16 protein-coding genes are annotated in these 20,076 nt (G+C 59.8%); 7 read left to right on the forward strand and 9 right to left on the reverse strand.

Features of this window, described 5'->3' with window-relative positions:
- Positions 1 to 180 precede the first annotated feature (180 nt).
- Together ACK8OE_RS06630 and ACK8OE_RS06635 are read left to right on the forward strand one after the other, a co-directional pair.
- On the forward strand, positions 181 to 3,741 hold the full coding sequence (locus ACK8OE_RS06630) for a TonB-dependent receptor (RefSeq protein ID WP_410271893.1): 3,561 nt from the start codon (positions 181 to 183) through the stop codon (positions 3,739 to 3,741).
- A 167-nt stretch (positions 3,742 to 3,908) separates the two neighbouring features.
- A complete protein-coding gene (locus ACK8OE_RS06635) occupies positions 3,909 to 6,632 on the forward strand; it encodes a Tat pathway signal sequence domain protein (RefSeq protein ID WP_410271894.1) in 2,724 nt (907 codons plus the stop codon).
- A 371-nt stretch (positions 6,633 to 7,003) separates the two neighbouring features.
- On the opposite strand, the gene ACK8OE_RS06640 is transcribed toward ACK8OE_RS06635, so the two are convergent.
- The 4 genes from ACK8OE_RS06640 to tnpA all read right to left on the reverse strand — a co-directional run bounded on the left by ACK8OE_RS06640 (position 7,004) and on the right by tnpA (position 9,690).
- Positions 7,004 to 7,330: a hypothetical protein gene (locus ACK8OE_RS06640; RefSeq protein WP_410271895.1), complete on the reverse strand. Its 327-nt coding sequence runs from the start codon at positions 7,328 to 7,330 to the stop codon at positions 7,004 to 7,006.
- Complete coding sequence (gene tnpC, locus ACK8OE_RS06645; protein WP_410271896.1) at positions 7,330 to 8,916, reverse strand: IS66 family transposase; 1,587 nt, start codon at positions 8,914 to 8,916, stop codon at positions 7,330 to 7,332. The genes ACK8OE_RS06640 and tnpC overlap by 1 nt, the downstream gene beginning before the upstream one ends.
- Before the next feature lie 73 nt (positions 8,917 to 8,989).
- Positions 8,990 to 9,337 carry an IS66 family insertion sequence element accessory protein TnpB gene (gene tnpB, locus ACK8OE_RS06650; protein ID WP_410271897.1) on the reverse strand — a complete coding sequence of 116 codons (348 nt, stop codon included), beginning with the start codon at positions 9,335 to 9,337 and terminating at the stop codon, positions 8,990 to 8,992.
- Complete coding sequence (gene tnpA / locus ACK8OE_RS06655) at positions 9,334 to 9,690, reverse strand: IS66-like element accessory protein TnpA (protein ID WP_410271898.1); 357 nt, start codon at positions 9,688 to 9,690, stop codon at positions 9,334 to 9,336. Before tnpA ends, tnpB begins: the two co-directional genes overlap by 4 nt.
- A 109-nt stretch (positions 9,691 to 9,799) precedes the next feature.
- On the opposite strand from tnpA, the gene ACK8OE_RS06660 reads away from it, so the two are divergent.
- Positions 9,800 to 10,144, forward strand: coding sequence for a DUF2794 domain-containing protein (locus ACK8OE_RS06660; protein ID WP_126421797.1), 345 nt, complete (start codon positions 9,800 to 9,802; stop codon positions 10,142 to 10,144).
- 56 nt (positions 10,145 to 10,200) lie between these two features.
- Here the strand turns inward: ACK8OE_RS06660 and ACK8OE_RS06665 are convergent, their stop codons facing one another.
- Positions 10,201 to 10,950, reverse strand: a complete 750-nt coding sequence (locus ACK8OE_RS06665) for a Bax inhibitor-1/YccA family protein (protein WP_410271899.1) — start codon at positions 10,948 to 10,950, stop codon at positions 10,201 to 10,203.
- Positions 10,951 to 11,153: 203 nt separating this feature from the next.
- On the opposite strand from ACK8OE_RS06665, the gene ACK8OE_RS06670 reads away from it, so the two are divergent.
- On the forward strand, positions 11,154 to 11,972 hold the full coding sequence (locus tag ACK8OE_RS06670) for an HpcH/HpaI aldolase/citrate lyase family protein (RefSeq protein WP_410271900.1): 819 nt from the start codon (positions 11,154 to 11,156) through the stop codon (positions 11,970 to 11,972).
- 104 nt (positions 11,973 to 12,076) lie between these two features.
- Here the strand turns inward: ACK8OE_RS06670 and ACK8OE_RS06675 are convergent, their stop codons facing one another.
- The 3 genes from ACK8OE_RS06675 to ACK8OE_RS06685 all read right to left on the reverse strand — a co-directional run bounded on the left by ACK8OE_RS06675 (position 12,077) and on the right by ACK8OE_RS06685 (position 15,795).
- Positions 12,077 to 13,552, reverse strand: a complete 1,476-nt coding sequence (locus ACK8OE_RS06675) for an alkaline phosphatase (protein WP_410271901.1) — start codon at positions 13,550 to 13,552, stop codon at positions 12,077 to 12,079.
- Positions 13,553 to 13,651: 99 nt separating this feature from the next.
- Positions 13,652 to 14,764: a cell division protein ZapE gene (gene zapE / locus ACK8OE_RS06680; protein WP_410271902.1), complete on the reverse strand. Its 1,113-nt coding sequence runs from the start codon at positions 14,762 to 14,764 to the stop codon at positions 13,652 to 13,654.
- A gap of 113 nt (positions 14,765 to 14,877) precedes the next feature.
- Positions 14,878 to 15,795 (reverse strand): NAD(P)/FAD-dependent oxidoreductase, encoded by a 918-nt coding sequence (locus tag ACK8OE_RS06685; RefSeq protein WP_410271903.1) that lies wholly within the window; start codon positions 15,793 to 15,795, stop codon positions 14,878 to 14,880.
- 153 nt (positions 15,796 to 15,948) lie between these two features.
- Here ACK8OE_RS06685 and ACK8OE_RS06690 point away from each other — a divergent pair, with 153 nt between their 5' ends.
- The 3 genes from ACK8OE_RS06690 (at position 15,949) to rarD (ending at position 18,792) form a co-directional block, all read left to right on the forward strand.
- Positions 15,949 to 16,362, forward strand: coding sequence for a response regulator (locus ACK8OE_RS06690; protein WP_290797299.1), 414 nt, complete (start codon positions 15,949 to 15,951; stop codon positions 16,360 to 16,362).
- Positions 16,363 to 16,535: 173 nt separating this feature from the next.
- Positions 16,536 to 17,564 carry an aspartate-semialdehyde dehydrogenase gene (locus tag ACK8OE_RS06695; RefSeq protein ID WP_410271904.1) on the forward strand — a complete coding sequence of 343 codons (1,029 nt, stop codon included), beginning with the start codon at positions 16,536 to 16,538 and terminating at the stop codon, positions 17,562 to 17,564.
- A 310-nt stretch (positions 17,565 to 17,874) separates the two neighbouring features.
- On the forward strand, positions 17,875 to 18,792 hold the full coding sequence (gene rarD / locus ACK8OE_RS06700) for an EamA family transporter RarD (RefSeq protein ID WP_410271905.1): 918 nt from the start codon (positions 17,875 to 17,877) through the stop codon (positions 18,790 to 18,792).
- Between the two features lie 62 nt (positions 18,793 to 18,854).
- Here rarD and ACK8OE_RS06705 read toward each other — a convergent pair whose 3' ends face one another.
- The gene (locus ACK8OE_RS06705) at positions 18,855 to 19,994 is read right to left on the reverse strand and encodes a serine hydrolase domain-containing protein (protein ID WP_410271906.1); all 1,140 of its coding nucleotides are present in this window, start codon (positions 19,992 to 19,994) and stop codon (positions 18,855 to 18,857) included.
- Between the last annotated feature and the right edge of the window lie 82 nt (positions 19,995 to 20,076).

Here is a 20,076-nt window from a genome sequence, read left to right on the forward strand (position 1 = left end):
GGGATATGTGTGTGTGCCTGCGCCTCAAAACAAAAGGCGGGGTCTGTTCTGTCGTCTGGAGTCGTTTTTCCGTAATGCGGCGCGCCGTCGTGTGCGTCCGCACGTTTATTCCCCGTGCAGTCTAGGAACCAACACAGTTCTTAAGGGGCATGTCGTTTCGGCGGCATATCGGAGGAATAAATGCAGAAACCACCCTCAAAGTCACCCAAGTCGACTCTCGCAAAATATCTGATGGCCGGTTCGGGCCTTGCCATGCTGGCCGTCTCTGGCGCTGCCTACGCTCAGCAGGCAGCACCTGCTGCGCAAGACGACATTGATACGGTTATCGTTGTTGGCGCTCGCGCATCTCAGCAGTCGGCGATTGACCGCAAGAAGCGAGCTAAGACCGCCACGGACTCTATTGTGGCGGATGATGTTGGTGCGTTTCCGGACCGCAATCTAAATGAAGCCATCTCTCGCGTTGCTGGGACGGCGCTTGCTCGAAATGAGTTTGGTGAAGGGGATGGGGTCAGCATCCGAGGCAATAGTGCCGACCTTTCACGTGTTGAAATCGACGGACTGGGCGTGCAGAACACGGGCAGCCTCGCCTTGGGCGGCGACGGTCGAGCAGCTGACATGCGCGAGCTTCCGGCGGATCTGATTGCCAGTGTGGATGTCGTCAAAGGGACGACCGCTGACATGACCGAAGGGTCGCTGGGTGGCGGTATCCAAATCAAAACGCGCACAGCGCTGGATTTCAAGAAGCCTTATCTTTCGCTTCGCGTTGGGGGGGAGCGGAATTCCCTCGGCAAGAAAATTACGCCGGACATCAACTTGATCGCTTCGCGCAAGTTCATGGATGGCCGGTTAGGTGTGCTGTTTAATGTTTCCGCGCGTCATGTCCAAAATAATGGTCACAACATGGAAACTGTGACCAGTGGGAATGCGGGTTATGCCGCGGCTATCGATTTTGACAACTCGCCGGAAAAGACGTTTACGTTTAACCCCTCGACCGTGACCGGTGACGGCGCCAACGTCGTGATGGCAAACTCGACGGAAAGTCCACTTTCGCTTATCACGAAATCCGCAAACGCGAAAACCAAGGCTGATTGTTTGGCGGCGTTCCCGATCCTTACGACGGGATCAAATAACGTCAAAAATCAACGCGTGTATGAGCAGATTACCTGCTTGAACCAATGGAATGACTACCATCCCTCTTTGATCCGCAGCTTCCTGAATTCTCAGGAAGAGAAGCGTTTGTCCGCTGACTTCCGAGTGGACTATCGTGTGAACGATCACCTCACAGTATACGGGAAGTATGCTATCGCAAATCGTCTAGTCGATGATCAATTCCGCAACCGCAATCTCGGTGGCGTGAATATCGATGTAACGAATACGTGGTTGGCAACAACAGGCAACCCGCGGATTCGTTCGGTCAATCCGGCATATCCTTACCAGTACTACTTATATGACCCGCAATACGGCATCGGTACGTTCGGCAATAACCCGTTCCTTGGGCATACAGTTAACGTCGACCCCGCCAGTGTGAAGGTTGACGCTAACCACCACCTTACCGAGTTCAGCATTTCAGATGGCACGGCAACGATCGACCAGATCGATAACACGATCGATGTAAAGACCAACTATCTTCAGTTTGGTGGCAATTATAAGAACGGACCACTAAAAGTCGATTTCATCGTCGGCCGGTCCGAGGGAGAATCGTCGCGGACCGACACCCGTACAAGCCGCTCGACGACCTATGGACTTGCCACGCTGAAGGTGCTGCCGTCTGGCCTTTGGACCTATGATTTGCCGGCAACGTACAACGAAACCGACCCGGCGGCCTTTGTGCAGCTGTCTCCTCAGGCTGCATCCGCCGCTGTAGCCGCCACAATTAACAATCCAGCTATTCCGGCCTACACAGCCGCGCAGCGTCCGTTGGTAACGCCTAACTTCTCGATCCAGTACTCACCGCGGCTTCAGGAGACCGAGGAAACAACGGCAAAGATTGACCTAACTTACAACCTGAAGGATACGATTCCGTTCTTTACGGGTTTCAAGACCGGGCTTTCCTATCGTAATGCGGTCGCGTCTTCCTGGGGCTTTGGTGGCTACGAGGTAAAAAGCGCCTCTGGAACCTTTGGTCAGCCGGGCTATGTAGCGCCGGTCGTGGTGCCCACCAATGCGCTTCGGGGTAGCTTTAGGGCCTGTCTGCCTACCTCTACGTCGATTGAACCGTGTAACTACGGGTACGTGCCTAGCACGAACTTGCTGCAAACGCGTTACGGTGTTGATACCTTCACACCAGACCAACTTTTGGCTATCATCAGTGACACTATGGAGAAGCCGGACTCTGTCTTCTTCGATGGCTTCCCGAACCGTGGCGACCTGTTTGGAAGCTGGCAGGGCATTAATGTACAACGCCTGTTGGGCTACCTCGGTCAATCGCAGAACTTCAACTTTGATTGTTTGAAGGTCTGTCAGGGTTCAGACGGCAAGATGTATGAGCAACCCAAAGGGTTCTCGGACGAGAAGTTTACTGCCGCCTATTACATGCTCGAATTTGAGCAAGAACTGCCGTTTAACCTGAGCTTTGATGGTAACGTCGGTCTGCGGGTTGTGGACACCGAAGTCAACTCTACGGGTTTCATGACCTTCCGTTCTCGTCGTAAGACAGCTGCGTTTGATCCCCTCAATCCTTACCTCGCCGCCGGTGTTTCGGACACAATTTTCCGTCAAAACGCCAATCTAAGCCGCAAGACGCGCGATTATCTGCCAAGCTATAATTTCGCACTTTGGGTTGTGCCCGATCAGGTCGTATTGCGCTACTACACCGCGAAGACGGTGGCTCGCCCCCCAATTAGCCGCCTCCTTCCGGCCGGCGAATGTATCTTCGATGAAAGAAGCGAAGAATATCTCGCGGCAGATGGCTCAACGCTCAATGACTGCACTGGGCGCGTTGGCAATCCTGAGCTGAAGCCTTATACGGCGAAAGACTCTAATATTTCCGTTGAATGGTATCCCAATAAGGACACCATGATGTCCCTGGCCTACCATAAGCTTGATGTTCGTATCGGAGCGCCAGAAGCGACGACGGTATCCGGTGTGAAGGTCTTCGCGGGTAGTGATCAGGTTGACCCAGTAACGGGACAGCCTGTGTCGGAACTGGAGTTCGATGTGCCTACCTGGCGCAATGGCGATCCATATCAACGTACGGGTTGGGAGTTTTCGATGAAAACGGCCTTTACCTTCTTGCCTTGGTATCTTCGCTACACCGGCGCTGACTTTAACGCGTCTAAACTTGAGGCCGCCAGCAACATCATCCGCGATCCAAACTCGGGCGATGCCATGCCGCCACAGGGGCAGTCGGACTTTTATAATCTCTCGGTCTGGTATGATGACGGAAAAACGAATGCCCGTGTCTCCTACCAGTATCGCACCGAGCGGTTCGACTGCATAACCTCTTGCGGCTCAAATGCACGCAATAACTATCCTGGTCCGTTTGGTATTGCAGCGCGACCTGTACCCTATAGCCCCGGCACCCCCCGGTATATCGACGAATCGGGCTACTTAGATGCGAAGATCACGCACAAGTTGCGCCCAAATGTCGACCTTTATCTGGAGGCGCGTAACCTAACGCGTGAGAGCCAGGCAATTTCGGGTGGGAACTATGCGGGCTTTGCTGACGGCGTGGAAAATCTTTACAAGCTTTCCTACGGTGGGCGCCGCTTCCTGTTCGGTGTGACCTATCGTCTCCAGTAGGTTGGAACGAGAAACAACTTCACAGCCGCCGTCCGGGGTTCCGGGCGGCGGTTTTTTATTAACGGACCGGGTTGCGTGATCAATTTTGGACAAAATTGAGCGATAGTGCGCCGGAAACCACCGCCGTCAACGTTCAAGTCGTTGACTTTATTTAAGGGCTGGGAACCATGACCTCTCTCTCGCGCCGCCATCTTCTGCAATCCGCCGTGGCTTTGTCGGCCCTGAGCGCCCTGCCCGCCGTAGCGCAGGCCGCGGCCTCGGCCAAGGCCACGCCTGTGGCTTCGACCGATCTCAGATGGCTGGACGGGACGCCCGCGGCTTTTGAAGGGGCGACGCTGGGGGTGCCGTGGCCGCGCGGTACGGTGAAGCCTGCCAAGGGCAAGGTGCCGGACTTCAAGCTGGGTGAGGAGCCGGTACAGTCGTGGCCGCTGGCCTACTGGCCCGACGGCTCGCTAAAATGGACGGCGCACGCCGTGCCCGCCGGAACCAAACCCGCAGGCTTATCGCTCGCGCCGGGCAAGGCGGCTGCGCCTGCCAAGACCGTTAGCGTCAAACAGGACACCGTCGCTGTTACGGTGACTTCCGGTGATCTGGTGTGGGTCGTGCCGACCTCGGGTGAGCATCTGATCGCTACCGCCACCCGCGCGGGCCGCCCGACGCTTAAGGAGATGAAGCTGGTCGCCTTGTGGCAGAATGCGCCCGATCTCGACGCCACGGGCAGTGTCAGCCAGCAGAGTTTCAGCAGCAAGATCAGCAAGGTCACGGTCGAGCAGACCGGGCCTGTGCGCGCGGTGCTCAAGATCGAGGGCGTGCATTCCGGAAATGGCCGCGACTGGCTGCCCTTCTCGGTGCGGCTCTACTTCTACGCCGGTTCCGAAAGCGTGCGCATCGTGCACTCCTTCATCTATGACGGTGACCCCTTCAAGGACTTCATCCGCGGTCTGGGCGTCACCGCCAAAACCCCAATGACGGAAGAGACGCACAACCGCCATATCCGCCTGACCGGCGATGGTGTGGGCGTATGGGGTGAGGCGGTGCGGCCGCTGACCGGGCTGCGTCGTCCGGTGGGCAAGGGGCTGGGCGTCGCTCAGGTCGAAGGCAAGGCCGTGGCCGTCGCCGACATGGCCAAGCCGGTGCAGGACGGGCTGAAATGGATACCGGAATGGGGCGATTTCACGCTGTCGCAACTGACGCCCGATGGCTACACCATCAAAAAGCGCACGCGCGCCGGTCACGCCTGGATCGACTCCAATGCCGGGACGCGCACCAAGGGGCTCGCCTATGTCGGTGGGGCGAGCGGCGGCGTGGCGCTGGGCTTCAAGGATTTCTGGCAGCGCTCGCCGACGCAACTTGACGTGCGCAATGCCCATACGGAAATGGCCGAGATCACCGCGTGGCTGTGGTCGCCGGACGCCCCGGCCATGGATGTGCGCCCCTATCGCTCGGCCGACGGCATGGACACCCACCCGGAAGAGATCGAAGGCCTCAACATCACCTATGAGGACTACGAAAAGGGCTGGGACACGGCGACCGGCGTGGCGCGCACCTCGGAACTGAACCTGTGGGTGCTGGGGGCGACGCCCTCGCATCAGGTGTTCTCGGATATGGCCGAGCAGGTCGCCAATCCGGCGCGTCTGGTGCTGTCGCCGGAACGCATCCACTCATGCGGCGTCTTTGGCGACTGGGACGTGGCCAATTCTTCGACGCCGGCGCGCAAAATCCTCGAAGACCGCCTGACCTATCAGATCGACTACTACATGAAGGAGGTCGATCAGCGCCGCTGGTACGGCTTCTGGACCTATGGCGATGTGATGCACACCTATGATGCAGAGCGTCACATGTGGCGCTATGATATCGGCGGCTATGCCTGGGACAATTCCGAACTCTCGACCGACCTGTGGATATGGTACACCTATCTGCGCACGGGCCGCGCCGACGTGTTCAAATTCGCCGAGGCCATGACGCGGCAGACGGGTGAGGTCGATGTCTATCACCTTGGCCGCTTCAAAGGCTTTGGCACGCGCCATGGCGTGCAGCCGTGGTCGGATTCGTCCAAGCAGCCGCGCGTGTCGAACGTCGCCTATCGCCGCATCTACTATTACCTGACCGCCGATGAGCGCGTCGGTGACCTGATGCGCGACCTCAATGAGTCGGACTTCTCACTGAAAAATGTGGACATCTCGCGTAAGCTGCCGCCGTCGCCGGAACGCGAAACGCCAGAAGGCGTGGTAAACTCCTCCTTCGGCACGTCATGGGGCTCGTTCATTTCGGCCTGGCTGACGGAGTGGGAGCGCACGGGGGATACCAAATGGCGCGACCGGATCGTCAACGGCATGACGACAATCGGCAAACTCAAGCGACGCTGGTTCGCCTCTTCAGCCCCTTATGATCTCAAGACGGGTAAGTTCCTGGGTGAAGGCGATTATGTTGCCATCTCGCACCTCAACGGCGTGTTCGGCGTGGTCGAGATGAGTTCGGAACTGCTGAGCCTGATCGACGAACCGCTGTACCGCAAAGCGTGGCTGGAATATTGCCGCTATTATAACGCACCCAATGATGAGCTTAAGGCCTTGTTGGGAAGTGTGCCTGGTGGGCGCAATCTGCGTGATGCCCATTCGCGTCTGACGGCCTATGCCGCCTTCCATGAGAAGGACAAGGCATTGGCGCTGCGGGCGTGGAGCGAGTTCTTCGGCAAGGACGGGCGCGAATCCGATGGCGGGCTGAAACGCCGTACGCGACGCATCGACGGCCGGGCAGTGCTGCGTCCGTTGGACGAAGACCCGACCCTCTCGACCAACGGCACGGCGCAGTGGGGGCTGGCGGCCATCCAGAATATGGCCCTGATCGGCGACAGTCTGGATGAGGCGGCCAAAGCGGCCGGACTTTTGTAGAGACGGAAGCCAGCATAAAAAAACGCACCGACCGGGGAGGGGGCGGTGCGTTTTTGCCTCGTCTTCAGGGGGGGACAAAGAGGGCATGTCGGCCGGAGGGGAACTGCCATTGACTGGCGGTCAAGTCCTGGGCTGGGGGGCTGTTCAGGGGGTGGACCCGACGAACCGATCCGGCCGACACTCATCTTGTATAGGCCAATATGGGCGCCTAAACGGCTGAAATGAGGTCATTTTAGGGTGGGTTCATTTCTTTTGGAAACGTGATCGTGATGCCACCGTTTGCATGGAGCGGTGCTTCAAACCTCTTGTCTTTTTACAGGATCGGGCGACTATAAAACCTGGATTGATGGTGAGCGTCCGGCAAACTGATTTTACGGCTTTTCTTGGCTTTTGGCTTCGATTCGCGCCTGCTCTTTGGCCATTATGCGCTCGATAGCCTCTGGCTCTGAGTAATTTGCCACGAGGAAGCCGCGTAGCCCGCCGTCCCAGTTTCGGGCCTCCTCGAGCATGTCTTCGATGCACTGGATGCCTCGGTCCGTAAAGCCAGTCGCACCATGTTCGGAGCCGTCGCAGATATGGAGCATCTCGCCGTAGTCGATGTTGTCGGGATTGCACGCGATCTCTTCAATGAGTTCGATGTCCTCGTCGAGGAGGTCCGCGACGGCTTTGGTCGTAAAGACGCGAGTCGCGCGCGCCATCAGGCGGCCGCCCCTGATGCTGGTTTCGCCGGTGCCATTACCCAAGGCAACAGTTCATGCAGTCGGTCTTCCGGATAATCCCTGATCACCGTCAGAACGTGGGTGAAGTAGGTCTCGGGATTGTGGCCGTGCATTTTCGCCGTCTCGATGAGCGTCAGTACATTGGCGATGCGCTCGCCTCCCTTGTCGGAGCCGGCGAAGAGCCAGTTCTTTTTTCCAATTCCAATCGGGCGGATGGCCCTCTCAGCTATATTGTTATCGATCTCGACACGCCCATCGTCGATGTAGACACTCAACGCCTCCCATCGCGATAAGGCATAGCGCATGGCCTCCGCCAGCTTCTGCTTCTGCGGGACGGTCGGCAGCATCGCCTCGATCCAGGCCTTGAGACTATCCAGCAACGGCCGGGCATGCTGCTGCCGTAACGCCCGACGTTCCTCGGCTGTCATGCCATGGATGCGCGCCTCTATGTCGTAAAGCGCGCCGATACGGCTCAGGGCTTCCTCGGCCACAGGCGAGGCTTTGAGCTTGATGACGTCATGGAACTTGCGCCGCACGTGCGCCATACACGCCGCCTCGGTAATCTTGTTGCCATATAGCTTCTTGTACCCGCCATAGCCGTCGGCATGCATCACGCCGCTGAAGTCGGCCAGATGCGCCTCAGGGTGGATACCCTTGCGATCGGCACTGTAATAGTAGGCAACAGCCTTTGGCCGGCCATCCTTGTAGCCGCTGCCATCGAAGACGTAGACCCAGAGCCTCCCGGTTGCTGTCGTTCCTCGCCCAGGGTCCAGAACATCCACTGGGGTGTCGTCAGTGTGGATCCGGTCAGTTCCGGCGACATAGGCTTTGACCAACGTCACCAACGGCGCGATCAGAAGCGATACACGCCCCACCCAGTCGGCCATGACGGATCGGGAGATATCAATGCCCATCCGCTCATACATTTCTGACAGGCGGTAGAGCGGGATATGGTCATCGAACTTCGCGACCATGATGTGGGCCAGCAAGCTCGGCCCGGGCTTGCCCTTGGTAATCGGCAGCTTCGGCATCTCGCCCGCCACCGTGGTGTCGCAGTCCTTGCAGATCATGCGCTTTTCGATGTGACGCACGACCTTCACTGAGGCCGGAACATGCTCCATGACATCGACGACCTTATCCGCCGCCTTCAGGAACGAAGCGCTGCCACAAGTCGGACAGTTGCACGGCGCCTCATAGACCTTGTCTTCACGCGGAAGATTGCCAGGCAACGGCTTGCGCTTCGGCGTCTTCTTGTCCTCTTCCGCCTCCGGAAGATCGTCCTTGCCCGAACGTGCTTCGGCTTCGGCCTCGGCCCGCGTCGCCTCGATCTCCTCGAGCATCAGCTCATATTGCTCGATTTTACGCTCGACCTTTTCCGACGACGCCCCGTGAGTGCGATGCCGCAGCAGTTCTAACTGCCCGCGAAGCAGGGTAATGATGGCGTCCCGCTTGGCAACCTCGGCTTCGAGCGCAGCGCGATTTTTGTCCAGTTGCAGGGCCTGCTCAGCCACGAGCGCGCGCAGGGCGGCAAGCTCATCAGAGGCGTTGGCAGACATGATTTCCATGTCCGCAACACTAGCCGATTTGCGATCAAAACGCTAATGATTTCCAGCCTATTTCCCTTATAAAATAAGCGTTTCAGCCGCTTCGCAAAGGCGCCGATGTCCATGCCGGTCGACGCCAGTCTATGGCCTCGACGAGCATCGCCAACTGACCCGCCGTCAGGTGCGCAACCCCGTCCTTCGCCGTCGGCCAGGGAAAATATCCCCGCTCCAGGACCTTGTAATAAAGGCAAAAGCCCTGGGTATCCCACCATAGCAATTTTATCCGGTCAGCCCGCTTTCCCCGGAAGCCAAAGATCGCGCCCGATCCCGGATCCTGTTTGATTACTTCGCGCGCCAACGTCGCCAAACCGTCGATCCCGCGGCGCATATCCGTCACTCCACACGCCAGGTAGACCTTCACATTCCCCGACGGCCCGATCATGACGCCTCCACGCACGCGATCAATGACGACAAAAGCCCTCGATCCAGATCCGCCGGCACCTTCAGGCTGCGACCGTCGCGCACCAAGATCTCAACGATCACCGCAAATCCAGAACCAGGACCTTCAGCCACAGGTAACGACGCGCTAACAGACACGGGCACAAAGATCGGCCCAGCTGCCGCCTGCAGTTGGCGACGCCACTGATAGATCTGCTGGGGACGCACGTCGTGGCGACGTGCAACGTGCGAGACTATCGCTCCCGGCACTGACGCCTCTCGCAAAATCAACGCTTTCTCTTCGCGAGACCGGCGCCGATAGCGCTCAACCCCGCTGATAACCTCATACCGACCCATGCCGAATGCTCCGTCACAAATGAATAACTTCTGACGGAAGTTTCGCTCACAACGAGCCCTCAACAAAATGTGGTCCCCGGACGCTTACGATTGATGAGAGGTTCGCCGCATGAGCTTTCAGGATCAGGGCACAGGGTTTGTTGCCGCGCCGAAAGGGCCGGTCTTCTTTGAACGCCGCGAACTGGAGCTGATCCTCAGACTGTATGGACGTAAGGTGGCGTCGGGCGACTGGCGCGACTATGGCATAGACAGTCTGGCCGACGTCGTGGCCTTCAACATCTTCCGCCGTAGCGGCGAAGCCCCCGTCTATCGCATCGAAAAACGCCCGTCGCTGGCGCGCAAGCAGGGGGCGTTTGCGGTGTTCAATCAGAACGGCATGGTGCTCAAACGCGGGCGTGAACTGGAGCCGGTGCTGAGCGTGCTCGACAAGACGAAGCTGGATGTGATCGGGTAAATAAAAACCCCGCCGGAACATTCCGGCGGGGTTTCGTGTTTAGGCCTGAGCCAGACTTAGTCGCGACGCACGCCCATAAAGGCCAGCAGGAACTGGAACAGGTTGACGAAGCTGATGTAGAGGCTCAGCGCACCATAGTTGGTGGCCATAGCCATACCCGCTTCATTACCACCCAATTCGTAATAGGTGTGCTTGAGGTTCTGCGTCTCAAAGGCGATCAGGGCCGAGAAGATCAGGACGCCCAGACCGCTGACGATGAAGTAGAGCATCGAGCTTTGCAGGAACAGGTTGACCACACTGGCGATAATCAGGCCGATGACCGCCATGAACAGGAACTTGCCCCAGCCGCTCATGTCGCGCTTGGTGGTATAGCCGTAAAGGCTCAGCGCACCGAAGGCGGCGGCGGTGACGAAGAAGGTCGAAGCCAGAGAACCGCCCGTATAGACAAGGAAGTTAGCCCCGGTAGACAGGCCAATCAGAGCCACAACCAGCCAGTACAGGATGCTGGTCGAGGCAACCGTCGGCTGACGCATCACAAAGCCCGACCCCAGAAGGATGACCACCGGCGCGAAGGAGATGACATAACCCATGATCGTATAGCCGGCCAGACGACCATCCGCCGTGACCCGGAACATGAGGTTGGTGATTTCCGGGACGTTGGCGGCGGCCCAGGCGAGCGCGCCGGTCAGCAGAAGGCCCAGAGCCATCTTGTTATAGACGCCCAGCATGAAGCTGCGCAGGCCCGCATCGACCGACATGTCCTGTACGGTCGCATTGGCCGGATTGTGACTGCGATAGTCGTTCATTGTAAATCCCTGTGGGTTGGGCCGGTATGGCCTGTTGAGACCTAATATGAGGCTAAACCCCCATTATGACAAGGGTGAGGCCACGGCCGGAGGCGGAGCGACAATCGATTTAATTCATGCAAAAGATTGCATAATCTGAGGTTTTGGACGGCGCTCACCGGATTGAGGTTTCAGGCGTGGCCAAAGCGGCGTAAAATGCGCGCATGATGCATTTGCCGCTCCGTTCCGTCCTGTTCGTCCCCGCCGCTAATGACAAGGCGATGTCAAAAGTGGCGACGCTGGCGGCCGACGCCCTCATCCTCGATCTGGAGGACTCCGCCGGCGAGGCAGAGAAGGCTGAGGCGCTGAAGCGCGTGGTTCGCGCGCTTGAGGCCGGTGGGTTTGCCGCGCCGGTGGTTCTGGTGCGCGTCGATCCGGCGCTGAAGACGTCGATTTTGCAAGCTCTGACGCGCTTTGTCGGGCACGGGCTGCACGGCTATGTCGTGCCCAAGGTGGGTTTGCCGGTGCACCTGCACGGCTATGAAGCCCCGGTCTGGGCGATGATTGAGACGGCGAAGGGGGTGCTGAATCTGCGTGAGATCTGTACGGCACCGGGGCTTCAGGGCCTGATCGCCGGGCCGAATGATCTGCGCGCTGATCTGCGCGTCTCGGCAACACCGGAGCGCACAGAGTTGCAACTGGCCCTGTCCCACATCGTCCTGCATGGTCGCGCCTTCGGCCTCAGCGTCATCGACGGCGTCTACAATACCTTCCGCGATGAGGAGGGGCTGCGGCGCGAATGCGAAAATGGCCGCGCTCTGGGCTTTGACGGCAAGACGCTGATCCATCCGGCGCAGGTCGCCGTCGCCAATGCGGTGTTTGCGGCGACGGCGGATCAGCTCGACTGGGCCCGCGCCGTGGTGGCGGCCTTTGCGCAGCCTGAGAATGCTGACCGGGGCGTAGTGTCGGTCAATGGCGAGATGGTCGAACGGATGCACCTTGCCACGGCGCGGCGCTGGTTGGCGGCTACGGCTTTGTCTTAGAGCATTCGGCGGCTAAGTTGAGCCGCCGAATGCTCTACGTTTTTGTTTGGTCGCGCAATTCTTCCGAAACGAAGTTCGGCGAAGCCAAAAGTGCCAAGACACTTTTATGGCACTTTATCGGATTGCGCTCGGGGCGTCTCCGCCCCGAACAGGGCGCGGGCCATGACCTGATAGAGATAGGTCGAGTCCACGGTCGAGCGCACCAGATAGGCCTGCGGACCGCGCGCATAGACCGGCACGTCCTCGCCGCCGTGCGCCGCGCTCGGCATGCCGAACAGGGCCGGATTGGTGAAGCCCAGCGCCTCAGTCTCCTCTGCTGTATAGCCGCCCGTGTGCGGGTGCTCGCCGCCGGGGCCGGTGGCGTAGCTGAGCAGCGGATAGGCCTTGTCGCCCTGACCGGACACGCCGTCGATACGCCCGTCGCGCGGCGCGTAGCCTGACAGGGTCAGGCCGTGGCTGTGGTCGGCGGTAATCAGGATCAGCGTGTCCCTGGGGTCGGTCTTGGCCAGGGCAATGCTCACCGCCTTGGCCAGTTCATCGACATCGTGCAGAGCGCGGTGGGCGTCATTCTTGTGATGCCATTTGTCGATCGAGGCGGATTCGACCAGCAGGAAATAGCCCTTGTCATTGCGCGACAGGAGGTCGATGGCCTTTGCGGTCATCTCATCGAGCCCCGGCACATCCTGCGGCTTATCGAGCGGCGAGGGCAGGTCACCCTTGCTGAACAGGCCCAGAACCGGACCGGCGGTTTTGGTGTTCAGCGCCGCAAGCTGCGCCTTGCCCGTCAGGACGGCGGCGTTTTTTTGTGCCTTCCACTCAGACGTCAGGTCGCGCCCGTCCTTGCGCACGCCACCGGCGGTCACCGGCAGGAAGTCTTCGAGATCACCGCCCATGGCGACGTCAAGGCGCAGCGCCGCCGGGGCCTGCACCAGTTGCCGGGCCAGATCGGTGCAGCCCGCCGCCACCGCTTCGGGCGGCAGGTCGGCGTCCGAGCGCCAGTTGCGCGTCGAGGTGTGGCCAAAGGTGCCGGCGGGGGTCGCGTCCGTAATACCGGAAGTGGTGACGGCGCCGGCCGAGCGGCCCGACAGCTTGGCCTGTTCGGCGATGGTCAGGACGCGGGCGGCCGCGACGCCGTCGCAGTTCTTGCTCTTCACATCACCGGTCACGCCGATGGCGCCGTTGATCGTCTTGACGCCGGTGGTGATGGCCGAGATGCCATTGGCGGAGTCGGTGACCAGATTATTGGTCGAATAGGTCTTGGAGAAGGCCGTATAGGGCAGGGCTTCGAATGACAACACGTAGCTGGCCCCGTCCTGACCGCGCACCTGCCCGGCCAGTATGCGCCCGGCGGTGACCGAATTGATGCCCATGCCGTCGCCGATAAACAGGATGACGTTTTTGGCGCGGCCCGTATTGGGCATCTGGGCGGCGGCGGCCTCGATGGCGTCCTTTTGCGCCTTGAAACCGGTGTCCTGCGTCAGGTCGCGCGTGGCGGGCAGGGGAGCCGGCGCGGTTTGCGCAATAGCGGACAGCGGCAGGCTGAGCGTGGCGAAAATCAGGCTGAGGACGCGGACGGACATGGCAGGGGCCCCTGAAAGCGACGGCCCCGGAAGATAGGTGGACCGACAATGGCCGTGCCTGTAACGGCTGCCCATGACAGTCAGGTGACAGAAAAAAGGTCAGTCGGCGACTTTTTCGAGATAGGTCTGCGAGCGCATTTCCTCAAGGCGGGACACGGTGCGCTCAAACTCAAACGCCCCATCGCCCGCTGGATAAAGGGCGGCTGGCTCAGCGGCGGCCAGCACTACCAGCTTGGTGTTGGCCTCATAGAGCGCGTCGATCAGATTGACGAAGCGTTTGGCTTCGTTGCGCTTTTCCGGTCCCAGTTGTGGGATATGGTCGATAAAGATGGTGGTGAAGCGTTCGGCAATGGCCAGATAGTCCGCCGGACCGTTATTTTCGGCGCACAGCTCAGCAAAGCTGGCGCGCAACAGCGGCCCGCAGGTGCGTTTCAGTGTCAGCTTGCGTTCATTGACGCTCAGCGTGGTGGCGACCGCCTTGCCCGGCCCGACCATGTCGCGCCACAGGACGTCATAGGCGGCTTCGGACGCCGCATCGTCCGGCGTGAAATACACGCGCGCGCCTCTCAGGCGATCCAGACGGAAATCCTTTGGCCCCCTGACCTCGTGTACCGTCATCTGGCGGCGGATCATGTCGATGAAGGGCACGAACAGGTCGCGGTTGAGGCCGTTCTTGTACAGGGCTTCGGGCGCGCGGTTGGAGGTGATGACGATGGTGACCTTCTGCGCAAACAGAGCCTCAAACAGTCGCCCCAGAATCATGGCGTCGGCGATATCGGTCACCTGAAGCTCATCGAAACAGAGCAGCTTCGACTCTCTGGCGATCAGTCGGGCGACCGGGGCGACCGGGTCATCGCCCTTCGACGTGCCGAAGACCGACTGGCGTTCTTTCGCATCGCCCTGACGCCACACCTGCACCAGCTCATGCACCTTGGCCATAAAGGCGTGGAAGTGGATGCGGCGCTTGGGCTCAAAGGCGACGTGTTCGTAAAAGAGGTCCATCAGCATGGACTTGCCGCGCCCCGGCTGCCCCCACAGGTACAGGCCGTAGCACTGCGCGCCGCCAAACAGCCCCTGCCAGAAGCCGGCGCTGTCGCGTAAGGTGCGCTCCAGCTTCGATAACACGTCCACGGCTTCGGCCTGCCCCGGATCGGCGGCGATCTGACCCGATTTGATCAGTTGCTTGTAGGCGGATTTAACGGAACCGGGCATCAGGCGAAAGTGTCACGAAATTGTGATAAATGGATATGGGGCCCAAACTAGCAGACAAGTGTGGGTTTGCGGTTAAAAAAATGCTGCATAAGCGTAAATGACGCCGGATCCCTTTAGCGCCCAAGGCGTAGTGAAATCTGCTTGGCGACCTGAATGCCATGCGCCGCCGAGGTGGTCACGCACGGGTGCCAGTAGTCGGTCACCTCGCCACAGGCCCACAGACCGGAAAGGACCGTCTCGCCCTGTCGGTTTACCGCGATGAAACCGTTTTCATTTTTCAACTCAAGGTCTTGAGGCAGGCCTTCGGGCAGTTGCGCCGCAAAGCCATACATGACGCCAAAGGCATCGAAGACCTCTCCATTGACGGTCATGTGTGCCTGATCAGCGGTGTAGGGGCCAATGCGCACCTCTGCCTCCGGGATCATCTGCTGTAGTCCGATTTGCGCTTTCGGGGGCGTGCGAGAGAAAATCGTCACCGATTTTGCGCCGCGTTGCAGCACAAATCGGGCCTGGTCAAAGGCATTATCGCCGCCGCCCAGTATCGCAATTTTACAATTGCGCACCTCCAGGTTTTCCATAGGATAACCGGGTCCGACGGCGACATTGTGCGCCGGACGGAAGTGCCCTCTCACCGGTTGCGTCCCCGTAGCGATTACCAGATGTTGTGTCCCGTAGTGTCCGCGTACAGTCTCGCCTTCGACCCGAAGCCTGAATCCGCCATCGGCGGCTTCGATGCGGCTTACGCGGCTGTTGAGCTGACAGGGCACGCCGATGGCATGGACATGGCGATGCAGGGCACCGGCCACCTCTTCCCCGGTGTGGCCCATAAGGCCGGGAATCCACAAATTTTCGTAGGGGCTGCGCCTTTGCAGACCGCCCAGCGCGTCGCTGGCCTCAAGCAGCAGTGCGCGAACCCCCAGCTTATGCAGCCAGAGGGCGCAGGCGCACCCCGCCGGACCGCCGCCAATGACGATGGCTTCGAAGGCTCCGACATCGGAAGAATTCGTGAAGGACGGGAATGCGGCGGTCATGCGGCTATAAAGCGGCGAAATCACTTATCTGGCAAGGATTTTGCCGATAAATTTATCAGTACCCGTTAGGGAATTGATAGGACTTACATGAAATAAACTGTAACATGGGAGCATGTTTCGTGAGAAGAGACAGTTCCGGAGGAGCGTACCCAGATGAGACTGTTATGCGTTGAGGACAATTCCGCACTGCGTAAGATGATGGATTGCGTCCTGTCCCCCACAGGTATGGATGTGGACTTTGCCGCCAATGGGCGCGAAGCCGTCGAAGCCTATGAAATCTCTGAATACGACGCCATTCTGATGGACGTGGAAATGCCCGTCATGTCCGGTATCGAGGCGGTGCGTGAAATCCGTCAGATTGAGCAGGGTCATAATCTGGGCCATACCCCCATCCTCTTTCTGACCGGTAAGGAACAGGCACGTCTGCGCGAAGTCAGCCAGACGGTTGGCGGCGATGGCCTGTTGCCCAAGCCCTTTACCCGCGAAGCCCTGCTGTCGGCGCTGGATCGTATTCGCCACATGCCGACCACGCCCTCCTATCCGGGCGGCATGGCTGCGCACGCCTGAAATAATCTCAAAAGAAACCAGCAACTCAGTCAGGCGTCACATAAGTCTGACTGAGTTGAAGGCACAGAAAAAAGACGTTTTCCCCTCTGGCTTTCTCTGATAAGGCACGCGCCACCGGCGCGATGCCTTTTTTGTTTATTTGCGCCAACCTCACTCAGTTTTGGAGTTTTCCGATGACCTATCGTGTCGCCGTTGTCGGCGCCACCGGCGCTGTTGGCCGTGAGATGCTTGCCACGCTCGAAGAGGTGGATTTTCCGATCAAGGACATCTACGCCGTGGCGTCGCGCAAATCGCTGGGCGTTGAGGTGAGCTTTGCCAACCGCACCCTGCGTTGCGAAGACCTTGAGCAGTTCGACTTCTCCAAGGTCGATATCGTGCTGATGTCGGCCGGTGGTGACGTGTCGAAGGCGTGGTCGGAAAAGATCGGCAAGCAAGGTCCGATCATTATCGACAATTCGTCGGCCTGGCGCATGGACCCGGATGTGCCGCTGATCGTGCCGGAAGTGAATCCGGACGCCGTCTGGGACTGCAAGAAGAAGAACATCATCGCCAACCCCAACTGCTCGACCATCCAGATGGTGGTGGCGCTGAAGCCGTTGCACGATGCCGCGCGCATCAAGCGCGTCGTCGTCTCGACCTATCAGTCGGTGGCCGGAGCCGGCAAGGCCGGTATGGATGAGCTGTGGGATCAGACCAAGGCCGTATATGGCCTGGGCGAAACCGAGCCCAAAAAGTTCACCAAGCCCATCGCCTTCAACGTCATTCCGCACATCGACGTCTTCATGGAAGACGGTCAGACCAAGGAAGAGTGGAAGATGAAGGTCGAGACGAAGAAGATCCTCGACCCCGATATCGAAGTCTTCGCCACCTGCGTGCGCGTGCCGGTGTTTGTCGGCCACTCCGAATCGATCAATGTCGAGTTTGAAAACCCGCTGGATGAGGCCGAAGCCCGCGAAATCCTGCGCGAAGCCCCCGGCATCGCCGTGGTCGATAAGCGCGAAAACGGCGGTTACGTGACGCCGAAGGAGTGTGTCGGGGAATTCGACACCTTCATTTCGCGCCTGCGCAACGATCCGTCCGTGCCGAACGGTCTCGCCTTCTGGTGCGTATCGGACAATCTGCGCAAAGGCGCGGCGCTCAATGCCGTGCAGATCGCACAGCTTCTCGACGAACGCGGGGTTATCACGCCAGTCACAGCCTAAAGATCACTAACGCAAAGTGATCCTTTAGACCGGCGGACCCCCAGGGTTCCGCCGGTTTTTTCGTTGCCGCGTCATGCTGTGGCGTTAAGAAGTAAAAACTGAAACCAACACGTCTCTTTACTCCCCCGGCGTGCCGGGGGAGGTGGCTGGCCAAAGGCCAGACGGGGGGGCTCGCGTAGGTTTTAACGGGCACCGGGTGTGTTGGCACACTCCGAGCCCCCACCACCGCATCTAGCAGCGCCAGCGCTGCGTCGTGCGGTCCCCCTCCCCAATAAATTGGGGAGGTAAAGAACAGTGATTGGATGTTTCCATGACGACCTCTACGCCGACGACACCGTCTCAGCCGTTTTTCGCTTCGCCCATCGGTCTGGCCATACTGTGCTATGCCGTCTGGGGCTTTGCGCCGCTCGTCTATCTGCCGATGAAAGACTTTGGCGCGGGTGCTTTGGAGATCATGGCGCACCGATCGGTATGGGCGCTGATCTGGTCGGGCGGGCTGGTGCTGATCACCCGGCAGTTTCCGGAAGTGCTGACCATCTTCCGCACACCTAAGGTGGCGCTCACCCTGCTGGTGGCGGCGCTGATGATCGCCATTAACTGGGGCGTCTTTGTGTGGGCGGTGACCAACCACCACACCATCGAGTCGGCGCTGGGCTACTATCTCAACCCGTTGCTGAACATGGCGGCGGGGGCGATCCTGTTCAAGGAGCGCCTTGATAACTGGGGCAAGGCGGCCATAGGTCTGGCCATTGTCGGGGTAGGGATTCAGGCGCTGGCGCTTGGCCATATTCCCTACATCGCGCTCACTCTGGCGCTGTCCTTTGCCACCTATGGCATCATCCGCAAGCAACTGGCCGTGTCGGCTTTGGCCGGGCTGTTTGTCGAATGCGTCTTCCTGTTTGTGCCGTCGATCCTCTATCTGGTGTGGTTCGAAGGGACGGGGCAGGGGCACTTCTTCGGCGGCCTGTCGCACGCCTTCTGGTTCGCCCTGACCGGGCCGGTGACGGTCCTGCCGCTGTTTCTGTTTTCCTACGTGGCGCGTCGTCTGCCGCTTTCGACGATGGGCTTTATTCAGTTCATGGCCCCGACCATTGCCTTCATGATCGGCCTGTTTCAGGGCGAACCGTTCACGCCGCTGCGGGCGCTGTCCTTCGCCTTTATCTGGTTCGGCGCAGGGGTGTTTGCCTTTGGGGCGTGGCGGCGCGCCAGACAGATGCGGGTGGGGTAAAGCGGGGGATAACCCCCCTCCGCCGATTCCGGCGGTATCCCCCCTGATATCAGAGGGGACGCTTAGTTTAGCGCTGCGTACACCTCATTAATCAGCCCGACCGGACGGGGATCGCCGATCAGGTAGTGTGATTGACGGTTCATCACATAGGCGATGCTGAGGCGCTTGTCCGGGTCGGCCATTACGCACGACCCGCCCCAGCCCGAATGACCGACGGCGCGGGCATTGGGGCCATAGATGCCGATGCCGCGATTGCGCAGGAAGCCCGCTCCCCACGACAGGTCGAAGGGCAGGACGCGGTCACGCCCGAAAACCCGCTCCTTGGTAGCGTCGTTCAGCGTCTTTTCCGACAACAGCGGCTGCCCCATCAGCGTACCGCCATTGGCCACCACCTGCATCAGCAGGGCCAGAGCCTCGGCCGTAGCATGGCCATTGGCCGACGGGATTTCCATGCGCCGCCAGTCGGCTGAGCCGCGCCCGGCCGGTGAGGAGCCCTTGTCGAGGAAGGCGGCCTGTTTGATCGCATCCAGCGGGCCGAGGTCCGGGGCGCGCGTGGGTTTCCACATTTCCGAGATGCGGGAAAACTCGCTGTCCGGCGTGCCGATCATCAGGTCGAGCCCGAACGGCGTGGCGATGTCTTCGCGCAGCGCCGTCCCCAGCGTGCGACCATCGGCGCGACGGAAGATTTCGCCCAGCAGATAGCCGATGGTGATGGGGTGATAGCCGGAGCCTACGCCCGGCGTCCACAAGGGTGCCTGATCGCACAGGGCCTCCAGCAGGGCCGGAATGTCGAACCAGGTGGTCGGATCAATCGGCGGGCTGAACCCCGACAGCCCCCCCTGATGCGAGATCAGCTGCCCCAGCGTGATGTTCTCCTTGCCCTTACGGCCAAATTCCGGCCACAGCACCGAGACCTTATAGGCGTAGTCGAGCTTCCCCTGATCGACCAGCCGCGCGATCATCAGGGCGGTCACGGCCTTGGTCGAGGAAAAGACCGGTGTCAGAGTGGTTTCGGTGAAGGCTTCGGTGCCTTCGCGGTTTTTCACCCCGCCCCACAGGTCGAGAATGACCTCATCCGCCTGCACCACGGTGAAACGCGCGCCCTTTTCGCTCAGACCGTCCGGGCCGTCGGCAAAATGCCGGGCAAAGCGGTCCTTGACGGCGGCGAAGCGGGCGGGGGCGGTGCCGTGGATTTCGGTCATAAGGCGGGACTCCGAAGCATAGGCTTATGGTTATAGGGGGGCGGCTGGCCAAGGGCAATGGCCGTCGTGGCCAGTGCGCAAC

It is taken from the genome of Asticcacaulis sp. W401b, assembly GCF_046503825.1.
Classification (GTDB): Bacteria; Pseudomonadota; Alphaproteobacteria; order Caulobacterales; family Caulobacteraceae; genus Asticcacaulis.